General features: G+C 48.6%; 18 protein-coding genes. 12 read left to right on the top strand and 6 right to left on the bottom strand.

What is annotated here, in order from left to right; genetic code table 11:
• Positions 1 to 17 precede the first annotated feature (17 nt).
• Together coaBC and dut are read left to right on the top strand one after the other, a co-directional pair.
• Positions 18 to 1,220, top strand: coding sequence for a bifunctional phosphopantothenoylcysteine decarboxylase/phosphopantothenate--cysteine ligase CoaBC (coaBC, locus tag KDM87_RS08920; protein WP_212679234.1), 1,203 nt, complete (start codon positions 18 to 20; stop codon positions 1,218 to 1,220).
• A gap of 45 nt (positions 1,221 to 1,265) precedes the next feature.
• Positions 1,266 to 1,715, top strand: coding sequence for a dUTP diphosphatase (gene dut / locus KDM87_RS08925; protein WP_212678766.1), 450 nt, complete (start codon positions 1,266 to 1,268; stop codon positions 1,713 to 1,715).
• Positions 1,716 to 1,915: 200 nt separating this feature from the next.
• On the opposite strand, the gene KDM87_RS08930 is transcribed toward dut, so the two are convergent.
• The 3 genes from KDM87_RS08930 to clpS form a co-directional block, all read right to left on the bottom strand.
• Positions 1,916 to 2,194 carry a hypothetical protein gene (locus KDM87_RS08930; protein WP_212678767.1) on the bottom strand — a complete coding sequence of 93 codons (279 nt, stop codon included), beginning with the start codon at positions 2,192 to 2,194 and terminating at the stop codon, positions 1,916 to 1,918.
• 76 nt (positions 2,195 to 2,270) lie between these two features.
• The gene (clpA, locus tag KDM87_RS08935; RefSeq protein ID WP_212678768.1) at positions 2,271 to 4,571 is read right to left on the bottom strand and encodes an ATP-dependent Clp protease ATP-binding subunit ClpA; all 2,301 of its coding nucleotides are present in this window, start codon (positions 4,569 to 4,571) and stop codon (positions 2,271 to 2,273) included.
• Positions 4,568 to 4,876 carry an ATP-dependent Clp protease adapter ClpS gene (clpS, locus tag KDM87_RS08940; RefSeq protein ID WP_186883255.1) on the bottom strand — a complete coding sequence of 103 codons (309 nt, stop codon included), beginning with the start codon at positions 4,874 to 4,876 and terminating at the stop codon, positions 4,568 to 4,570. Before clpS ends, clpA begins: the two co-directional genes overlap by 4 nt.
• Positions 4,877 to 5,262: 386 nt before the next feature.
• On the opposite strand from clpS, the gene KDM87_RS08945 reads away from it, so the two are divergent.
• The 3 genes from KDM87_RS08945 to KDM87_RS08955 all read left to right on the top strand — a co-directional run bounded on the left by KDM87_RS08945 (position 5,263) and on the right by KDM87_RS08955 (position 7,567).
• Positions 5,263 to 5,466, top strand: a complete 204-nt coding sequence (locus KDM87_RS08945; RefSeq protein WP_186883254.1) for a cold-shock protein — start codon at positions 5,263 to 5,265, stop codon at positions 5,464 to 5,466.
• Between the two features lie 116 nt (positions 5,467 to 5,582).
• A complete protein-coding gene (locus tag KDM87_RS08950; protein ID WP_212678769.1) occupies positions 5,583 to 6,947 on the top strand; it encodes a cache domain-containing protein in 1,365 nt (454 codons plus the stop codon).
• Positions 6,947 to 7,567: a response regulator transcription factor gene (locus KDM87_RS08955; protein WP_212679235.1), complete on the top strand. Its 621-nt coding sequence runs from the start codon at positions 6,947 to 6,949 to the stop codon at positions 7,565 to 7,567. Before KDM87_RS08950 ends, KDM87_RS08955 begins: the two co-directional genes overlap by 1 nt.
• 67 nt (positions 7,568 to 7,634) lie before the next feature.
• On the opposite strand, the gene icd is transcribed toward KDM87_RS08955, so the two are convergent.
• Positions 7,635 to 8,888, bottom strand: coding sequence for an NADP-dependent isocitrate dehydrogenase (gene icd, locus KDM87_RS08960; protein WP_186883252.1), 1,254 nt, complete (start codon positions 8,886 to 8,888; stop codon positions 7,635 to 7,637).
• A 182-nt stretch (positions 8,889 to 9,070) separates the two neighbouring features.
• Between icd and KDM87_RS08965 the strand changes: the two genes are divergently transcribed.
• The 3 genes from KDM87_RS08965 (at position 9,071) to KDM87_RS08975 (ending at position 10,523) form a co-directional block, all read left to right on the top strand.
• Positions 9,071 to 9,616: a pseudouridine synthase gene (locus KDM87_RS08965; RefSeq protein WP_212678770.1), complete on the top strand. Its 546-nt coding sequence runs from the start codon at positions 9,071 to 9,073 to the stop codon at positions 9,614 to 9,616.
• A 144-nt stretch (positions 9,617 to 9,760) separates the two neighbouring features.
• Positions 9,761 to 9,961: a hypothetical protein gene (locus KDM87_RS08970; RefSeq protein WP_212679236.1), complete on the top strand. Its 201-nt coding sequence runs from the start codon at positions 9,761 to 9,763 to the stop codon at positions 9,959 to 9,961.
• Between the two features lie 172 nt (positions 9,962 to 10,133).
• Positions 10,134 to 10,523 (top strand): DUF192 domain-containing protein, encoded by a 390-nt coding sequence (locus KDM87_RS08975; RefSeq protein WP_230407716.1) that lies wholly within the window; start codon positions 10,134 to 10,136, stop codon positions 10,521 to 10,523.
• A gap of 132 nt (positions 10,524 to 10,655) precedes the next feature.
• On the opposite strand, the gene rpsT is transcribed toward KDM87_RS08975, so the two are convergent.
• Positions 10,656 to 10,919, bottom strand: coding sequence for a 30S ribosomal protein S20 (gene rpsT / locus KDM87_RS08980; RefSeq protein WP_186883248.1), 264 nt, complete (start codon positions 10,917 to 10,919; stop codon positions 10,656 to 10,658).
• Between the two features lie 243 nt (positions 10,920 to 11,162).
• On the opposite strand from rpsT, the gene KDM87_RS08985 reads away from it, so the two are divergent.
• Together KDM87_RS08985 and KDM87_RS08990 are read left to right on the top strand one after the other, a co-directional pair.
• A complete protein-coding gene (locus tag KDM87_RS08985) occupies positions 11,163 to 11,756 on the top strand; it encodes a GNAT family N-acetyltransferase (protein WP_408058726.1) in 594 nt (197 codons plus the stop codon).
• Between the two features lie 11 nt (positions 11,757 to 11,767).
• The gene (locus tag KDM87_RS08990) at positions 11,768 to 12,937 is read left to right on the top strand and encodes a vWA domain-containing protein (protein WP_212678773.1); all 1,170 of its coding nucleotides are present in this window, start codon (positions 11,768 to 11,770) and stop codon (positions 12,935 to 12,937) included.
• A 9-nt stretch (positions 12,938 to 12,946) separates the two neighbouring features.
• Here the strand turns inward: KDM87_RS08990 and KDM87_RS08995 are convergent, their stop codons facing one another.
• Positions 12,947 to 13,780 (bottom strand): response regulator, encoded by an 834-nt coding sequence (locus KDM87_RS08995; RefSeq protein ID WP_212678774.1) that lies wholly within the window; start codon positions 13,778 to 13,780, stop codon positions 12,947 to 12,949.
• Positions 13,781 to 13,915: 135 nt separating this feature from the next.
• Between KDM87_RS08995 and KDM87_RS09000 the strand changes: the two genes are divergently transcribed.
• Positions 13,916 to 15,907: a DNA topoisomerase IV subunit B gene (locus tag KDM87_RS09000; RefSeq protein ID WP_212678775.1), complete on the top strand. Its 1,992-nt coding sequence runs from the start codon at positions 13,916 to 13,918 to the stop codon at positions 15,905 to 15,907.
• A gap of 164 nt (positions 15,908 to 16,071) precedes the next feature.
• Positions 16,072 to 18,387, top strand: coding sequence for a DNA topoisomerase IV subunit A (parC, locus tag KDM87_RS09005; RefSeq protein ID WP_212678776.1), 2,316 nt, complete (start codon positions 16,072 to 16,074; stop codon positions 18,385 to 18,387).
• The last annotated feature ends 15 nt before the right edge of the window (positions 18,388 to 18,402 follow it).

Below are 18,402 nucleotides of genomic sequence, written 5' to 3' on the forward strand. Positions count from 1 at the left end.
GAGTGCTGAACATGAGTCTGCGACTGGCTGGAAAAAAAATTGTACTTGGCATGACCGGTGGTGTCGCCTGCTACAAGGTCGCTGAATTAACGCGAGCCTTAGGTAAAGCAGGTGCTCACGTACAAGTGGTGATGACGCAGGCAGCAACCCAGTTCATCACACCAGTGACGATGCAAGCCTTGTCAGGCAATACCGTCTTTACCGATCAGTGGGACGCGCGCATTCATAACAATATGCCGCATATTGATCTGACACGCGATGCTGATGCCATCATCATTGCCCCCTGCAGCACCGATTTCATGTTCAAACTCGCGCATGGTGCTTGTGACGATTTACTCTCCACGCTGTGCGTTGCGCGCCCTCGTCACGTTCCTTTGCTGATCGCCCCGGCCATGAACGTCGAGATGTGGCAAAACCCGGCAACGCAGCGTAATCTCGCTCAGATTGAAGAGGACGGCATACAGGTACTGGGGCCTGCTGCCGGCGACCAGGCATGTGGTGAAACCGGCATGGGACGCATGCTGGAACCGGAGCAATTACTCACTGAAATCATCGCCGCATTCCAGCCCAAAATACTGGCTGGTAAGCACCTGCTGATCACCGCAGGACCAACCTTCGAACCAATTGATCCGGTGCGCGGCATTACCAATTTATCGTCCGGAAAAATGGGTTACGCGATTGCGCTTGCCGCCTGGGAAGCCGGTGCGCAAGTGACGCTGGTGTCCGGCCCGACGGCCCTAGAAGCGCCGCATGGCGTGCGCCGCATTCACGTGCAGACCGCGCAGCAAATGCATGATGCAGTGCTGAAAAGCCTGGCACAACACAAGCAGGATATTTTTGTTGCTGTCGCCGCCGTGGCCGATTGGCGCGTTGCCAATGCGAGTGAGCACAAACTGAAAAAAACGCAGCACGATGACACGCCACAACTGGTGTTTGCGCAAAACCCGGATATTCTGGCCACCGTCGCTGCGATGACTGGCGCACCGTACTGTGTTGGCTTTGCGGCGGAGTCAGAAAATCTGCTCGAATACGGTGCCGCGAAACGCATCAAAAAAAATATACCGCTGTTAGTGGGTAACATCGGTCACCACACGTTCGGCAAAGACGACAATGAACTCGTCTTATTTGACGAACACGGTCACACCGCGCTGCCGCGTGCAGACAAGCAAACACTGGCGATTCAATTGTTAGGCGAAATCGCGCGACGCCTGCCACACTAAAGAACAAACTGTTCGCTCATTTCCATTTTCTTTTTCTGAGTTTTTATGAAAAATATCGACCTCAAAATTCTTGATCCACGCATGAAAGACTTGTTGCCAAGTTATGGCACACCCGGCAGCGCAGGGCTGGACTTACGCGCTTGTCTGGATGAGTCGGTCACGATACAACCGGGCGAAACAGTATTGATTCCGACCGGGCTGGCAATCCATATTGCGGACCCGGCTTATGCCGCAATGATTCTGCCACGCAGCGGCATGGGCCACAAAAACGGCATAGTACTGGGTAATCTGGTGGGATTAATCGACTCTGATTACCAAGGTCAGCTGATGGTCTCGACCTGGAATCGTGGACACAGCGCATTCACGTTGAATCCTATGGAACGACTGGCGCAATTAATTATCGTTCCAGTGGTGCAGGTTGGATTTAACATCGTGGAAGAGTTTGGCGACAGCGAACGCGGTGACGGTGGCTTTGGCAGCACTGGCAAACATTAAGCAACAGGACCCAGAAATAAATATACTCCCCCCTGTTTTTTATATTTTTACCTTTATCCCCGCAGAAAATAAGGGCTCTGAAATATACTCCCGGGAGTATATAAATAGCTAAATACGAAGTTTTGCACGTGCAAACAGCATAAGCAGCGTCCCTGCCCTCAGCGGCAGCGCAAAAAAAAAGCCGGAGCAAGCTCCGGTTTTTATTTTTTCATTTTACGGCTGCGACCTGCTGATTCGCGCAGTAAGGTGTAATTCCAGGTGTCTTCATGTGGCCCGGTGTCCAAAGTGACACAGATCAGAAATGTGTCATCTTCACCTTTAATCCGGCGACCGATTGCAGTATATTTTTTCCCTGCATCACGTCGGTCATATACATCTACTTCAACTTCTTTACCTTCTAATGCGGCAGGTGACAATACTGCATTAATCGTTTTGGTTGTGTAATCCAACACATACAATGGTGCGACAAAACTACCCATTCTGATCTCCCGAGTGTGAACACCGCACGTTAGTTATACGCACAGCGATCAGTACGATAGCTGTGCACTTTTTTATTTATTCCACTTCAACGATTTCCTGCGAAGCCTCTGGCGGCGTTGCATCACCTTCGCTGAAGTCCAGTGTAATCTGATCTTTATCATCGAGATCGACAACAACGCGCCCGCCAGACACCAGACGACCAAACAACAACTCATCGGCCAGCGCTTTGCGGATCATGTCCTGGATCAGACGAGCCATAGGACGTGCGCCCATCAACGGATCAAAACCTTTCTTGGCGAGGAATTTACGCAAGTGATCAGTGAAAGTCGCTTCCACTTTTTTCTCATGCAATTGTTCTTCCAATTGCATCAGGAATTTATCCACCACGCGCAGAATAATTTCTTCATCCAAGGCACGGAAACTGATGATCGCATCAAGACGATTACGGAATTCCGGCGTGAACATGCGCTTGATATCCGCCATTTCATCACCGGCTTCACGACTGTCATTAAAGCCAATCGAGCGTTTCTGCAAGCTCTCGGCACCGGCATTCGTGGTCATGATAATGATCACGTTACGGAAATCCGCTTTACGGCCATTGTTATCAGTCAGCGTGCCATGATCCATGACTTGCAACAGAATATTGAAGACATCAGGATGCGCTTTTTCTATCTCATCCAGCAGCAATACTGCATGCGGCTTCTTGTTAATCGCCTCCGTCAGCAAACCGCCCTGATCAAAACCGACATACCCCGGCGGCGCACCGATCAAGCGACTGACCGCATGACGCTCCATGTATTCAGACATGTCGAAACGAATCAGTTCTATACCTAAGGTGAAGGCCAACTGTTTTGCCACCTCGGTTTTACCAACTCCAGTAGGACCAGAAAACAGGAAAGAACCGATAGGCTTGTCCGTTTTACCCAAACCGGCACGAGCCATTTTGATTGCGGAAGCCAGCGCTTCAATCGCAGGTTCCTGACCAAACACGACATTTTTCAGATCGCGATCGATGGTCTGCAATTTGCTGCGATCATCCTGATTGACGGTTTGCGGCGGAATGCGGGCAATCTTGGAAATAATTTCCTCAATATCTGCTTTGCCTATCGTTTTCTTTTGCTTCGATTTCGGCAGAATGCGTTGCGCTGCACCGGCCTCATCAATCACGTCAATCGCCTTATCCGGCAGGTGACGATCGTTAATAAAGCGGGCAGACAATTCCGCTGCTGTCGTCAATGCCGATGCTGAATACTTCACATTGTGATGTTCTTCAAACTTCGATTTCAGGCCGCGCAGAATCTGCACAGTTTGTTCAACCGTCGGCTCATTTACATCAATTTTCTGGAAGCGGCGTGACAGTGCATGATCTTTTTCGAATACACCGCGATACTCGGTGTAGGTCGTCGCACCGATGCATTTCAGTTGCCCGCTCGACAAAGCCGGTTTCAACAGATTGGATGCGTCCAACGTTCCACCCGATGCCGAACCGGCACCGATGATGGTATGAATTTCATCAATAAATAAAATACCGTTCGGTGTCTCTTTTAACTGTTTGAGCACACCTTTGAGACGCTGCTCAAAATCGCCGCGATATTTGGTTCCGGCCAGCAATGCGCCCATATCGAGTGAATACACCACTGCATTTTGCAAGATATCTGGCACTTCAGATTTGACGATACGTAAAGCCAGGCCTTCGGCAATCGCCGTTTTTCCGACACCGGCCTCACCAACCAGTAAGGGGTTGTTTTTACGACGACGGCACAAAATCTGAATCACACGCTCGACTTCACTGTCGCGCCCGATCAAGGGATCAATCTTGCCATCCGCTGCCGACTTATTCAGATTTTGAGTGAACTGATCCAGTGGATTTTCTTTCGCCTGCGCATCTGCCTGCCCCTCATCACCACCTTCAGGAGATTTTTGCGGCTCGTTCAGATTATCTTTACGGACACCATGAGAAATAAAATTCACGACGTCCAGACGGGTGACGCCTTGCTGATGCAGATAATAGACGGCATGCGAGTCTTTCTCGCCGAAAATAGCCACCAGTACATTCGCGCCAGTGACTTCTTTTTTGCCATTTGACGACGACTGCACATGCATAATCGCACGTTGAATCACGCGCTGAAAACCCAGGGTCGGCTGCGTATCGACTTCTGTCGTACCGGGCACGGTCGGCGTGTTATCAGTAATGAAGTTACTCAGGGTTTTGCGTAAGTCATCGATGTTGACCGCGCATGCGCGCATCACCTCGGCTGCCGAAGGATTATCCAGCAGAGCCAGCAATAAATGCTCGACTGTGATGAACTCATAACGAGCTTGTCTGGCCTCAACAAAGGCCATATGCAAACTGACTTCTAATTCTTGCGCAATCATACTTCCTCCATCACACATTGCAGGGGGTGTCCTGCCTTACGAGCGTGTGTCAAAACGAGTTCCACTTTAGTCAGTGCAATATCTTTCGAATATACGCCACAAATTCCTTTACCGTCTCTATGTACTTTGAGCATGATCTGCATCGCCGTCTCACGGTCTTTATGAAAGTATTCCTGAACGACCGCCACCACGAATTCCATAGGGGTATAGTCGTCGTTCAATAATATTACCTGATACATCGATGGCGGTTTGAGCTGTTGTGTCTGCCGCTCCAGTATCGTACCGTTTTCTTGCTTGTTTCCCATGCGTCTATTCTAGTACGTTGATTCGTTCCAAAGGCAAATAATAAACAGGTAAAACTACCTTATTTCTGCTATCAGCAGATGTTACCTGCTTTCGGACAAACTCACAGATGGTGATCATTTCTCACAGATCAAGTTTTAAGTGAAAAGTCGACATTTCACTTAAATGTATAAAGGAATTTGCTGACATTACTTAAAAATACAACAATAGGATACAAGTAAATAAAAGTTTCTTGACTTTAGTTTTTTTTCCGCCAAGAATGACATTTATTGACTGCATTAGTAGTAATTAGTCAATATGAAGTGGGCAAGTTTAGGGGGGGCTGGCATATCGCCAGGTTTCTTGCTTTTACGGCTCGTGTGATTAGTTTTTATTTGAAAGACGCATTATGGCAACAGGTACCGTCAAGTGGTTCAATGATTCCAAAGGCTTCGGCTTTATCACTCCGGACGACGGTGGTGAGGATTTGTTCGCCCACTTTTCCGCAATCCAAATGAACGGCTTTAAGACACTGAAAGAAGGTCAAAAAGTAGCGTTCGAAGTCACGCAAGGCCCTAAAGGCAAGCAAGCTTCTAACATCCAAAATCCTTAATATCCGGATTTAGGACTTTCTGAAAAACCCCGCTTTTGCGGGGTTTTTTATTTTTCTGGAATAACGGTATAAATACAAAATAGCAGATCGTACATCCCATAAGACGCAACGACTAAATGAAACTTCGCTATAAATTTATATTGCTGGCCATCATCCCTCTTTTGCTTTCGCTGGCAGGTATTTCTGCGGCAGTTTTCTATCAGGCGACAAATTTGGCGAAGCAACAGCGAAACACCGTCGAGCAAGCGTATCTGGCAAGTAAGGAGGCGGAGCTGAAGCACTACGTCAGTCTGGGAAAAGCAGCAATTCAACATTTTTACAACAATGGCAAAGACGTTGCCCAAAATCAGGAAAACGCCAAGAAAATGCTATCTACCTTAGATTTTGGTGATGATGGCTATTTCTATGTTTATGACATGAATGGCAATAATCTGATGCACCCAAGGCAACCAGAACTGATGGGAAAAGACCTGTGGAACCTGAAAGATCCGGAAGGAAATTTTACGATTCAGAATCTGATCAACAAAGCCAAAAACGGTGGTGGCGCAGTACGCTATTTGTGGGAAAAGCCGTCCAGCGGTCAGATTGCGCCAAAACTCGGTTACGTCATTCTGCTTGATCGCTGGGGTTGGATGCTTGGCACCGGCATATATCTCGATGATGTCGATGCAGCACTGAATAAAATTGATGTACAGGTAGAAAAGAATATACGTGGCACCTTAATCTGGATTGCCGTCATCGCTCTGGTTTGTGCGCTATTGATTGCACTGTCAGGCCTGGTGTTGAATATCAGTGAATCCAGAATCGCCGAAGCCAAACTGAAAGTTCTGGCAAGAAGTGTCGTTCGTTCTCAGGAGGATGAGCGCGCCCGCTTATCACGTGACTTACACGATGGCTTAAGTCAGTTACTGGTCTCGATTAAGCTGCAGATAGAATCTGGCCTGGCAAAGCTGGATAGTACCCACAAAGCACAGGAGTCGACCAGATTGCCATTTCACCGCGCAACACAACAACTCAATGAAGCGCTCAACGAAGTACGCAGAATTTCACACGATCTGCGTCCTGCCATGCTGGATGATCTCGGCTTAGTCGCGGCATTTGAACATCTTGCCGGCGAATTTGAAAATGCCTGTGGCTTACCGGTACGAGTCACAGCAACAGGGAATTTCAGCAAATTGTCAGAAATCAGTAATACAGTTCTGTTCAGGATTGCGCAGGAAGCACTGACCAATATCCACAAACATGCACACAACGTCAGCCACGTGGATATACAGCTCGTTGAGGCCGGAGAAATCATCACCTTGACAATCGAGGACGACGGAACCGGCTTTGATATTCAGGGCATAGAGAATCACCCCAAACGTGGTATAGGACTCAGTAATATGCACGAGCGCATGGCGACTGTGAATGGCAGCCTGGATATACTCTCAGGCGCAGGCGGCACCAGTGTGATAGCAAAAATTCCGAATGGAGAAATATGATGACGGATAAAAAGACAATCAACCTGCTATTAGTCGACGACCACCCTCTGGTCAGAGATGGATTAAGAGCCAGGCTGGAAACCATTCCTCATTTCCACATCGTTGGCGAGGCTGGTAACGCGGCAGACGCGCTCAAAATGGTGACGCTGCACGCGACCGACTTGATATTGATGGACATTAATCTGGGTGGTACCAATGGCATCAGTCTGACAGCAAAATTTACACAGGATTACCCGCAGATCGCGATCATCATGCTCTCTATGCACGATAAAGCCGAGTACGTGAATCAGGCGATACAAGCAGGTGCTCGCGCATACGTACTGAAGGATGCACCCGCAGAAGATATTATCAACGCGATAGAAACCGTGCGGGCTGGCGGGGTGTATTTCAGCTCAGGCCTCAAGCAAAATAATACGAACAACGCAACGCAGATACTGACTCAGCGCGAACAGTGCGTTCTGAATAGCATTGCGACCGGCAAATCGAACAAACACATTGCGCTGGATTTAGGCTTGAGTGTCAGGACGGTTGAGACCCACAGACTCAATATCAAGCGCAAGCTGAATATTGAAGGTCAGGCAGATCTCATCCGCTACGCTCTGAATAATATAACTCAGTAACGCAAATATAAAAAAAGCCAGCTGACGCTGGCTTTTTTAGACTCTGCTCGAGACAGTCACATGTAAATTACATGTTCTCAATCATGACGTCACCGAAACCTGAGCAAGATACTTGAGTCGCACCTTCCATCAGACGGGCGAAATCATAAGTGACTTTTTTCACTGTGATTGCTTTTTCTGTCGAAGAAATCAACAAATCAGCAGCTTCAGTCCAGCCCATATGGCGCAACATCATTTCAGCCGACAAAATCAATGAACCTGGGTTCACATAATCTTTACCAGCGTATTTAGGAGCCGTACCGTGTGTTGCCTCGAACATAGCAACAGAATCAGACAAGTTAGCACCTGGAGCGATACCGATACCACCAACCTGAGCTGCCAGCGCATCAGAAATATAATCGCCGTTCAGGTTCAGAGTAGCGATCACGCTGTACTCATTCGGACGCAACAGAATTTGCTGCAGGAATGCGTCAGCGATGGAATCCTTAACAGTAATTTCTTTACCTGTTTTTGGATTTTTGAATTTGCACCATGGACCACCATCGATCAATTCTGCACCGAATTCTTTTTGTGCCAATGCATAAGCCCAATCACGGAAGCCACCTTCGGTGTACTTCATGATGTTACCTTTGTGAACGATAGTCACAGATGGCTTGTCATTGTCGATTGCGTATTGAATCGCTTTGCGAACCAGGCGCTCAGTACCTTCGATAGAAACTGGTTTGATACCAATGCCTGAAGTTTCAGGGAAGCGGATTTTTTTCACGCCCATTTCGTCTTGCAGGAACTTAATCAGTTTTTTAACCTGATCGGAACCCTGCGCAAATTCGATGCCTGCATAGATGTCTTCCGAGTTTTCACGGAAGATCACCATGTCTGTTTTTTCAGGTTCACGTACTGGTGAAGGCACACCTTTGAAATAACGCACAGGACGCAGACAGACATACAGATCAAGTTCCTGACGCAGAGCCACGTTCAGGGAACGGATGCCGCCGCCAACTGGCGTCGTCAATGGGCCTTTGATAGAAACTACGTAGTCTTTCAGTACTTTCAGTGTTTCTTCTGGCAACCAGACGTCAGGGCCGTATACTTTTGTGGATTTTTCACCAGCATAGATTTCCATCCAGCTGATTTTGCGCTTGCCTGCGTAGGCTTTCGCTACGGCCGCATCAACGACCTTGATCATGACCGGGCTGATATCAACACCAGTACCATCGCCTTCGATAAAAGGAATGATAGGATTATCAGGAACATTCAATGAAAAGTCAGCATTGACGGTAATTTTTTTACCTTCAGCAGGTACTTTAATATGTTGATACATCGTTTTCTCCGTAGTTAGGCGATCAAGCGGGTCACGCTTTTCTCGTAATATGCCTTGCTTGCTAACATAGCGGTCAATATCGCTATTAACTCTTCTATAAGACACAAGACCTTCATTTCGTATTATGCACTAGTATTTTACTGGATGCCATCTGTTTACAAAATTGCGGTTACCATATTGCCATGAAACTCATCTTATTCAACAAACCTTTCAACGTCATGTGCCAGTTTTCCGCTCATCCGGACAGGCCAACTCTGGCGGACTATTTGCACATTCCTAATATATACCCGGCGGGACGTCTTGATGCAGATAGTGAGGGCTTAATTTTACTGACAGATGACGGCAAACTTCAGAATCGCATCAGTCATCCCGATCACAAACAAGCGAAAACCTATCTGGTGCAAGTAGAAGGTATACCGGATAAAGAAACGCTGGAGCGTTTGCGCAATCCTTTAGATCTGGGGGATTTTGTGACTCAGGCATGCACTGTCATGCACGTACAAACACCTGAATGGCTATGGGAAAGAACGCCGCCAATTCGGCACCGGAACAATATTCCGACCAGTTGGCTGTGCATTATTCTGTCGGAAGGAAAAAACCGCCAGGTTCGAAGAATGACGGCAGCAGTCGGACTTCCCACTTTGCGCTTGGTACGTACTGCAATTGGAGGATTTTCATTAGAAACACATCCCTTATTGCCCGGAGAATGGCAGGAAGTGAACGTCTGAGTTGTTTTATTGCCTTGCAGCAGAATTAATTACGATTTCGGCCATGCGCTGCAATATCATGTCAACTTATCTGGGTTTGAGTGCGTTATCCAGATGATTCCTATTGAATCACCCTCCCAAATTACTCACGCAAAGGAAGTTAACATGAAAAAATTGATCGCCTCTCTGATTGCTGGTCTGTTTGCTTCAGCCGCTTTCGCACAAGCACCTGCACCGGCAGCTTCCACCCCGGCATCTGCTTCCGCTTCGGCTGAAGTTGCTAAACCAGCTAAAAAAGTTAAAAAAACGAAGAAAGCAAAAAAGGCTGCAGCAGAAGCCGCAGCTTCAGCATCAATGACAAAGTAATTACTGCAAATCAATTATCTGATCGCAAATAAAAAAGGCAGGATGCATTCCTGCCTTTTTTATTTGCGGTAGCATACCTGTTGTTATTTTTTTTAACCTGATTCCAACCATGATGAACCTTTTTCCGAATATCAAACTGAAAGCGACAAGTATTGTTCTGCTCAGCCTGCTGATGCCTCTTGCGCATGCTGAAAGAAAACTACCTGTCAAACAACTCTCTGCTGGAATTTATGTCATCCAGGCCGAAGTAGCTGCCAGCGATGCCGATCGGGAACAAGGCCTGATGTTGAGAAGCAAAATGGGTATCAACGAAGGCATGGTGTTTGATTTTGGGGCCCCGGCCGGCGTTTGCATGTGGATGAAAAATACACTGATTCCATTGTCCGTTGCATTTATCGACGGCGAAGGGAAAATCGTGAATATTGAAGACATGCAGCCAGAAACGACCGACTCTCACTGTGCGAAAAAGACGGTGCGCTACGCACTGGAAATGAATCAGGGCTGGTTCAAACAAAAAAATATTAAACCAGGCAGCAAAATTGAAGGTCTGCCACTGCGCTGATCAACTTCGCATCAGATACCCAACAAACTTGTGTATCTGATGAAATCTGAAGAAGAAAACAAAAAAACCGCAAAAAAATGCGGTTTTTTTACATCTGAAATTGCCTGCACTTATCTGCAGGCGAAATAGCAATTAAGCTAAAGCTTTCAGAGCGGAAGCCAGGCGGCTTTTATGACGAGCAGCCTTGTTTTTGTGAATAATTTTCTTGTCAGCGATGCGATCGATAGTCGATACGGAAGCTTGAAAAATTGTTGCAGCAGCAGCTTTATCACCAGCTTCGATTGCTTTACGAACAGCTTTGATTGCTGTACGCAGAGTCGAGCGTTGGCTGGAATTGTGTGCGTTTTGTTTTACTGCTTGACGAGCACGTTTGCGTGCTTGTGCGGTATTTGCCATGAGATTTCCTAAACGTGGTCAAAGCGACGAGGTCAAAACATTTGATTAAATGCCACGCCGCAAAATTCTATACAGCTTTGCAGTATAACGGCTTTTATTTTCGTTAGCAAGCATTGCTGTTGTTTTGAGTGAATAGAAGATTATAACCCGTGAAACCATCTTTATTCACCCAATTTTTCATTATTGTTACTGATATTCACAGACTTTTTGTGCAACAGTCTTAAAAAATAACTACCGCGAGGAATCAGTATGGAATGTCACCCACTACATTTACAGGGAACAAGTGTCAGTCTGGAGCCTTTAGAGCAAGCACACATTGCGGATATCCGCAATGCAGCCGCCGATGGTGAACTGTGGAAGCTGTTCTTTACTTCAGTGCCAGCGCCAGAACAAACACAACAGTGGCTTGATGCAGCGCTCGCCATGCAATCCCAGCAAAAGGCAATTCCGTTTGTCGTCCGCGAGAAATCTGGTGGCAAAATTGTAGGATCTACCCGCTTTTGCAATATAGATCACCAACATCAGCGGCTGGAGATCGGTTACACCTGGTATTCACAATCGGTGCAACGCTCGGCAATCAACACGGAATGTAAATTATTGCTGCTGACCCATGCATTTGAAGTGCTGAACTGCATCGCGGTAGAATTCCGTACCGACTGGTTTAACCGACGTTCGCAAGCGGCGATTGAGCGGCTTGGCGCCAAACGTGACGGCGTTTTGCGCAATCACATGATATTACCCGACGGACGTATCCGTGATACGGTTGTGTATAGCATTCTGCAAAATGAATGGCCGGGCTTAAAAAAGAATTTGCAATATATGCAAAATAAATACTGAGAGATAAACAAGTGCTGATTGATTTTTTCTTTACCTTAAAAGACGCCAAAATTCCTGTCTCGATCAAAGAATTTCTGATGCTGCTTGAAGCATTGGATAAAGGTCTGATCAACATGTCACTCGACGATTTTTATTTTCTGTCGCGCACAATCATGGTGAAGGATGAGGCACATTACGACAAGTTCGATAAAGCGTTCGGCATGTATTTCAAGGGGATAGACACGATCTTTGAGCAACGCCCAGACATCCCTCTCGATTGGCTGACCAAGCGACTGCAACGCGAACTGAGCGATGAGCAAAAAGCAGCGATCGAAAAGTTCGGCTACGACAAGCTCATGGACAGACTCAAAGAGCTGCTGAATGAGCAAAAAGAACGGCATGAAGGCGGCAATAAATGGATAGGTACCGGTGGTACCTCGCCCTTCGGTAATGGCGGCACGAATCCCGAGGGAATACGCATCGGCGGCAAGGGTGGCAACCGCAGTGCGGTCAAAGTATGGGAAGAGCGCGCATTCAAAGATTACGACGCTGAACGTGAACTCGGCACACGCAATATCAAAGTCGCGCTGCGCCGTTTGCGTAAATTCGCGCGTCAGGGTGCCGAAGAAGAACTGGCGCTGGACGCTACCATCAAAGCAACGGCCAACAACGCTGGCTACCTCGATATCAAGATGCAACCCGAGCGTAAAAACAATATCAAAGTACTGATGCTGCTGGACGTCGGAGGTACGATGGATGATCACATACAGCAAACGGAAGAACTATTTTCAGCAGCAAAAACTGAATTTAAAAATATGGAATTCTTTTATTTCCATAATTGCGTGTACGACTATCTTTGGAAAAATAACCGTCGCCGTCATGCAGAAAAATTCCCGACCTGGGATGTTTTGCGCAAATATCCGCCAGATACCAAGCTCATCTTTGTTGGCGATGCCACCATGAGTCCGTATGAAATTCTGCAACCGGGCGGCTCGGTCGAATACAACAACGAAGAAGCTGGTGCTGTCTGGCTACAACGTTTTGCAACGACATTTCCCAAATATATCTGGCTCAATCCCGAACCGGAAGGCTTGTGGCAATACCGGCAATCTATTTCGGTTATTCGTCAGGTCATGAGTAACCGCATGTTTCCGGTCACCATAGAAGGGTTGGAACGGGGAATGCGCTTACTCAGCAAGTAAGCGCCGGGCTTATTTAAATAAGTGTAAGTACTTTCTAATCGTACTGAGTAGAACACGACGGGACAATGGCTTTACCAGAAAACCGTCGCAACGCACCCGCTCCGCCAGCCCGAGTTTGTAATCAAAAGATTGATCGATTAAAAAAATCACGGAAGTCTTTAAACCATGATTTTGTTTTTTCAGCCCATCACACAGGTGATAAGGGTCGACATCCGGGGTGGATGTATTGATTAAGGTCAGTGCATGCTGGTTGTTCCTATCCAGCATCAGTGCGCTGCGTTCATCGGCAGCCAGCGTCACAGTAATGCCGTAATGATCCATAATGGCCGCCACGTATTCACGAAATTGCGTATCCTTATCGACGATCAGAATACCGCCCTTCGCCATCGGCGTATCACGCATTTTTTGATACACCTGTGGATCGGTAAGATCAAAATCGATGCGTTTATGCGCCCGCCGCTCATGTACCGTTAAATTGATGGTGTGCGCGGCTAACGTATGCAGCAACAGCTCACGTTTATTGATCAGCTCGTCGAGAATGCCGAAAATATTGCGCCAGCGGATAGGCCTTGGCATCACTTGATAAGGTAAATCAATATCGGTTTTACCAATTAACAACACCGGCATCGCATCGCCGGGATTAAGGTCAGACAGTGTCGCAATCGCTTTGATATTACTGGCATTGACGATATACATGTCCGGATCCTGGACGCACCCGGTCCTCAGACACGTATAGCTGTAACCGGTCTCGCGCGCTACGGCGAGTACTGCAGAAAAAGTTTCTTCCTCTTTAGCGGAAAATCCAAGCAGTCGGATCGCGATCGTTGGAGTTTTTATTGACATCGTTTATCCATCTACCTATTACAGCTACAATAGCTGCCAAAACGTATGCAAGAATACATCTAAAATCATGTATTCCGTATTTAAAAATTGCAAAATATTATTGCACTTTAACCAAAACAACAGATTTCTATTTGCATGGCCACTAAAAAAAATACGACTCCGTCCGACTATAGCGAATCATCCATCCGCGTCCTCAAAGGATTGGAACCGGTTAAACAAAGACCGGGCATGTATACCCGCACCGAAAACCCTCTGCACATCATTCAGGAAGTCATCGACAATGCTTCCGATGAAGCCCTGGGCGGTCATTGCAAACATATACAAGTCACTCTGAACACCGATGGCAGCATCAGCGTTGAAGATGATGGCCGCGGCATTCCGGTTGGTCTGCATCCGGACGAGGGTGTTCCTACTGTCGAAATTGTATTCACACGTTTGCATGCCGGCGGCAAATTCGACAAAGGTTCCGGCGGAGCTTATGCGTTTTCCGGTGGTCTGCACGGCGTTGGTGTCTCTGTCACTAATGCATTATCCAAACGTCTGGAAATTACCGTCTGGCGCGAAGCTGGCTTGCATCAGCTGACCTTTGCTGATGGCGATGTGATTGAGCCGCTGCGCAGCCAGCCGATTCCGCGTGGCGATAAAAAGAGCGGCACCCGCGTCAGTATCTGGCCCGATGCAAAATATTTCGATTCCGCGAATATACCGCAAGGTGAGTTACAGCGTTTGCTGCGCTCAAAAGCGGTCTTGCTGCCAGGCGTAAAAGTCACGCTGAGCAATGCCAAAACCGGTGAATCGCAAACCTGGCAATACGATCAGGGCTTACGCGGTTATCTGACCGAAGCGCTGGCCCAGTATTCGCATGGCGAACCGCTGATCCCGCTGTTTGAAGGCGAGCAATTCGCCAGCGCAGACACCGAAGGCTTTGCCGAAGGCGAAGGCGCATCATGGGTGGTGGCCTGGACCGAAGAAGGCAATGTGGTACGTGAATCGTATGTGAATCTGATTCCGACACCGGCTGGCGGTACGCATGAATCCGGTCTGCGCGAAGGCTTATTCGGCGCGGTCAAGAGCTTTGCGGAAATGCATTCGCTGCTGCCGAAAGGCGTCAAGCTGTTGCCGGAAGATGTGTTTGCGCGCGTCTCATTTGTGTTGTCAGCAAAAGTGCTGGACCCGCAATTTCAGGGGCAGATTAAAGAGCGTCTGAATTCGCGTGATGCGGTGCGGCTGGTCTCTTCATTCACCAAACCACCGCTGGAATTGTGGCTCAATTCGCATGTCGATTACGGCAAAAAACTCGCGGAACTGGTCATCAAACAAGCGCAGTCGCGTTTGCGTTCAGCGCAAAAAGTGGAAAAGAAAAAATCCTCCGGCGTGGCCGTTTTGCCGGGCAAGCTGACCGACTGCGAATCCAGCGACATCACCCGCAATGAATTGTTTTTAGTCGAAGGTGATTCCGCTGGTGGCTCCGCAAAAATGGGGCGTGACAAAGAGTTTCAGGCGATTCTGCCCTTACGCGGCAAGGTACTCAACACCTGGGAATCGGAACGTGACCGTTTGTTTGCGAATAACGAAATTCACGATATTTCGGTCGCCATCGGCGTCGATCCGCATGGGGCTAACGATAACGTTGATCTGTCGAATCTGCGTTACGGCAAGATCTGTATTTTGTCGGATGCGGACGTCGACGGCTCACATATTCAGGTGCTGTTGCTGACGCTGTTTTTCAAACATTTTCCACAACTCATCGCCCGTGGTCACATCTGCGTTGCGCGTCCGCCGCTGTTCCGCGTTGACGCTCCGGCACGTGGCAAAAAGCAGGCGCAAAAAATCTATGCACTGGATGCTGCCGAACTGACATCCATCGAAGACAAGTTACGCAAGGAAGGCGTCAAAGACGGCGCATGGAATATTTCCCGCTTCAAAGGTCTGGGTGAAATGAATGCAGAACAGTTATGGGAAACCACGATGAATCCTGACACCCGCCGCTTGTTACCGGTCAGCCTCGGTGAATTCGATCAGGATTTTTCCGAAGGTCGCTTCAATATGCTGATGGGAAAAGGCGAAGCCGCGGCCCGTCGCGCCTGGATAGAAGAACACGGCAATGCTGTCGAAGCCGATATTTAAGGCGCTGGAATGCTTTTTAAAGTCTGAAAATACTCCCCCCAGTATATGTAAACACCCCAATGAATATGCGGACATAAGGTGTATTTTCAGACATACTCCCCGAAAATTACAGATGACGGCAAACAGAACGGCGTTTTGCCGGATGCCACGAAGAATAAAAAACTATGAGCGAACAAGCGAATTTATTTGAACAAACACCGCCGCCGGGCGATGGCGAAGCACTGACGCTGGCGAGTTTCGCCGAACGTGCTTATCTTGATTACGCAATTTCCGTCGTCAAAGGACGCGCCTTACCGGACGTCTGCGATGGTCAGAAACCGGTGCAGCGCCGCATCCTGTTTGCGATGAACGAACTCGGTCTGAATTCGTCGGCCAAACCGCGTAAATCCGCTGCGGTAGTCGGTGATGTGCTCGGTAAGCTGCATCCGCATGGCGATCAGTCGGTGTATGACGCGCTGGTGCGGATGGCGCAGGATTTTTCGCTGCGTTATCCACTGATTGATGGGCAAGGTAACTTCGGCTCACGTGATGGCGACGGCGCGGCGGCGATGCGTTACACCGAAGCGCGCCTGACGCCGATCGCCAAATTACTGATGGATGAAATCGATCAGGGTACCGTCGATTTTCAGCCGAATTATGACGGCACCACCGAAGAGCCGAAGCTACTGCCAGCGCGCTTGCCTATGGTGTTACTGAATGGCGCATCCGGTATTGCGGTCGGTCTGGCCACCGAAATTCCTTCGCATAATCTGACCGAAGTTGCGAAGGCTGCTGTCGCGCTGATCCGCAACCCGGCCATGAAACAGGCCGAGCTGATGGAATATATCCCCGGCCCGGATTTCCCCGGCGGCGGACAAATCATTACACCGGCATCGGCAATTGCCGAGATGTATGCCAGTGGTCGCGGCAGCATGAAAGTGCGGGCACGCTGGAAGATAGAAGACATGGCGCGCGGTCAGTGGCAAGCGGTCGTGACCGAATTGCCGCCGGGCGTGTCGTCGCAAAAAGTGCTGGAAGAAATCGAAGAGCTGACCAATCCAAAAATCAAAACCGGTAAAAAAACCTTGTCGCCGGAACAGGTCGCGTTAAAACAAGTGATCTTATCGGTGCTCGATACTGTGCGTGACGAATCGGGCAAAGATGCGCCTGTGCGTCTGGTGCTGGAACCAAAATCGAAAAATCAGGATCAGGCCGAGTTCATGCAGATGTTGCTCGCGCATACGTCACTGGAAACGTCGGCGTCGATGAACCTGGTGATGATCGGTGGCGATGGCCGTCCGCGTCAGAAAGGTCTGCTCGATATCCTCAGCGAATGGATTGCGTTCCGTTTCACGACCGTCACACGTCGCACGCAATTCCGTCTGAAAAAAGTCGATGACCGTATTCATATACTCGAAGGTCGCGAAGCCGTTTTACTGAATATTGATGAAGTGATCCGCATCATCCGCGAGTCAGATGAGCCGAAACCCGCACTGATACAGGCTTTCCGCTTATCTGACCGGCAGGCGGAAGATATCCTGGAAATCCGTTTGCGTCAGTTAGCGAGGCTGGAAGCGATTAAAATTCAACAAGAGCTGGCAGAATTGCGTAAAGAAAAAGCAGGCTTGCATGACTTGCTGGACAATCCGGCGTCGATGAAGAAAACGCTGATAAAAGAAATCGAAGCGGATGCAAAACAATACGGTGATACACGCCGCACGCTGATCGAAGAAGCAGTCCGTGCGTCGGTAGAGCAGAAAGTCGTCGATGAGCCGGTCACGGTCGTCATCTCAGAAAAAGGCTGGGTACGCGCCCGCACTGGTCACGGGCATGAAGCCAGTCAGTTCACTTTCAAGGCGGGCGACAGCCTGTATGGCACGTTTGAATGTCGTACGGTCGATCATTTACTGGTGTTCGGCTCGAATGGCAGAGTCTATTCTGTCCCTGTCTCCGCCCTGCCCGGCGCGCGTGGCGATGGCGTACCGATTACCACCCTGATCGATCTCGCAGCCGGCACCAAGATTCTGCATTACTTCGCCGGTAACAATGAAATCGGTTTATTACTGGCATCGGATGCTGGTTATGGCTTCACCGCCAAAGTGGGCGACATGGTTGGTCGTATGAAGGCTGGCAAAGCCTTTATGACGCTGGAAGAAAAGGATTTACCGCTGCCGCCCGCGGTCATCAGCGAAGATGCCAGCGCGATTGCCTGTTTATCTGGCAATGGCCGTTTGCTGGTCTTTGGTCTGAATGAAATCAAGCAATTATCGAGCGGTGGACGTGGCGTAATTCTGATGGAACTCGAAGACAAAGAGGTGCTGCTCGCAGCACAGGCAATCAGCCAGAAAGGTGTCAGAGTAACGGGAACCGGACGCGGCGGCAAAGCGCAGGAAGTGAATCTGAGCGCTAACGCCCTGTCTGTCCACATCAACAAACGCGCCCGTAAAGGTAAGCCGCTGGAGGTAAAAATTAAGGCCAGCAGTCTGCAGAAACTGAGTTAAGCGCCTTAAATTAAG

Source organism: Cognatundibacterium rivi, assembly GCF_018139565.1.
GTDB lineage: Bacteria > Pseudomonadota > Gammaproteobacteria > Burkholderiales > Burkholderiaceae_D > Undibacterium > Undibacterium rivi.

Coding starts and splice junctions, on each gene's coding strand:
- dut (WP_212678766.1), top strand. CDS start 1,266: ATGAAAAATATCGACCTCAAAATTCTTGATCCACGCATGAAAGACTTG.
- KDM87_RS08930 (WP_212678767.1), bottom strand. CDS start 2,194: ATGGGTAGTTTTGTCGCACCATTGTATGTGTTGGATTACACAACCAAA.
- clpA (WP_212678768.1), bottom strand. CDS start 4,571: ATGATTGCGCAAGAATTAGAAGTCAGTTTGCATATGGCCTTTGTTGAG.
- clpS (WP_186883255.1), bottom strand. CDS start 4,876: ATGGGAAACAAGCAAGAAAACGGTACGATACTGGAGCGGCAGACACAA.
- KDM87_RS08945 (WP_186883254.1), top strand. CDS start 5,263: ATGGCAACAGGTACCGTCAAGTGGTTCAATGATTCCAAAGGCTTCGGC.
- KDM87_RS08950 (WP_212678769.1), top strand. CDS start 5,583: ATGAAACTTCGCTATAAATTTATATTGCTGGCCATCATCCCTCTTTTG.
- KDM87_RS08955 (WP_212679235.1), top strand. CDS start 6,947: ATGACGGATAAAAAGACAATCAACCTGCTATTAGTCGACGACCACCCT.
- icd (WP_186883252.1), bottom strand. CDS start 8,888: ATGTATCAACATATTAAAGTACCTGCTGAAGGTAAAAAAATTACCGTC.
- KDM87_RS08965 (WP_212678770.1), top strand. CDS start 9,071: ATGAAACTCATCTTATTCAACAAACCTTTCAACGTCATGTGCCAGTTT.
- KDM87_RS08970 (WP_212679236.1), top strand. CDS start 9,761: ATGAAAAAATTGATCGCCTCTCTGATTGCTGGTCTGTTTGCTTCAGCC.
- KDM87_RS08975 (WP_230407716.1), top strand. CDS start 10,134: ATGCCTCTTGCGCATGCTGAAAGAAAACTACCTGTCAAACAACTCTCT.
- rpsT (WP_186883248.1), bottom strand. CDS start 10,919: ATGGCAAATACCGCACAAGCACGCAAACGTGCTCGTCAAGCAGTAAAA.
- KDM87_RS08995 (WP_212678774.1), bottom strand. CDS start 13,780: ATGTCAATAAAAACTCCAACGATCGCGATCCGACTGCTTGGATTTTCC.
- KDM87_RS09000 (WP_212678775.1), top strand. CDS start 13,916: ATGGCCACTAAAAAAAATACGACTCCGTCCGACTATAGCGAATCATCC.
- parC (WP_212678776.1), top strand. CDS start 16,072: ATGAGCGAACAAGCGAATTTATTTGAACAAACACCGCCGCCGGGCGAT.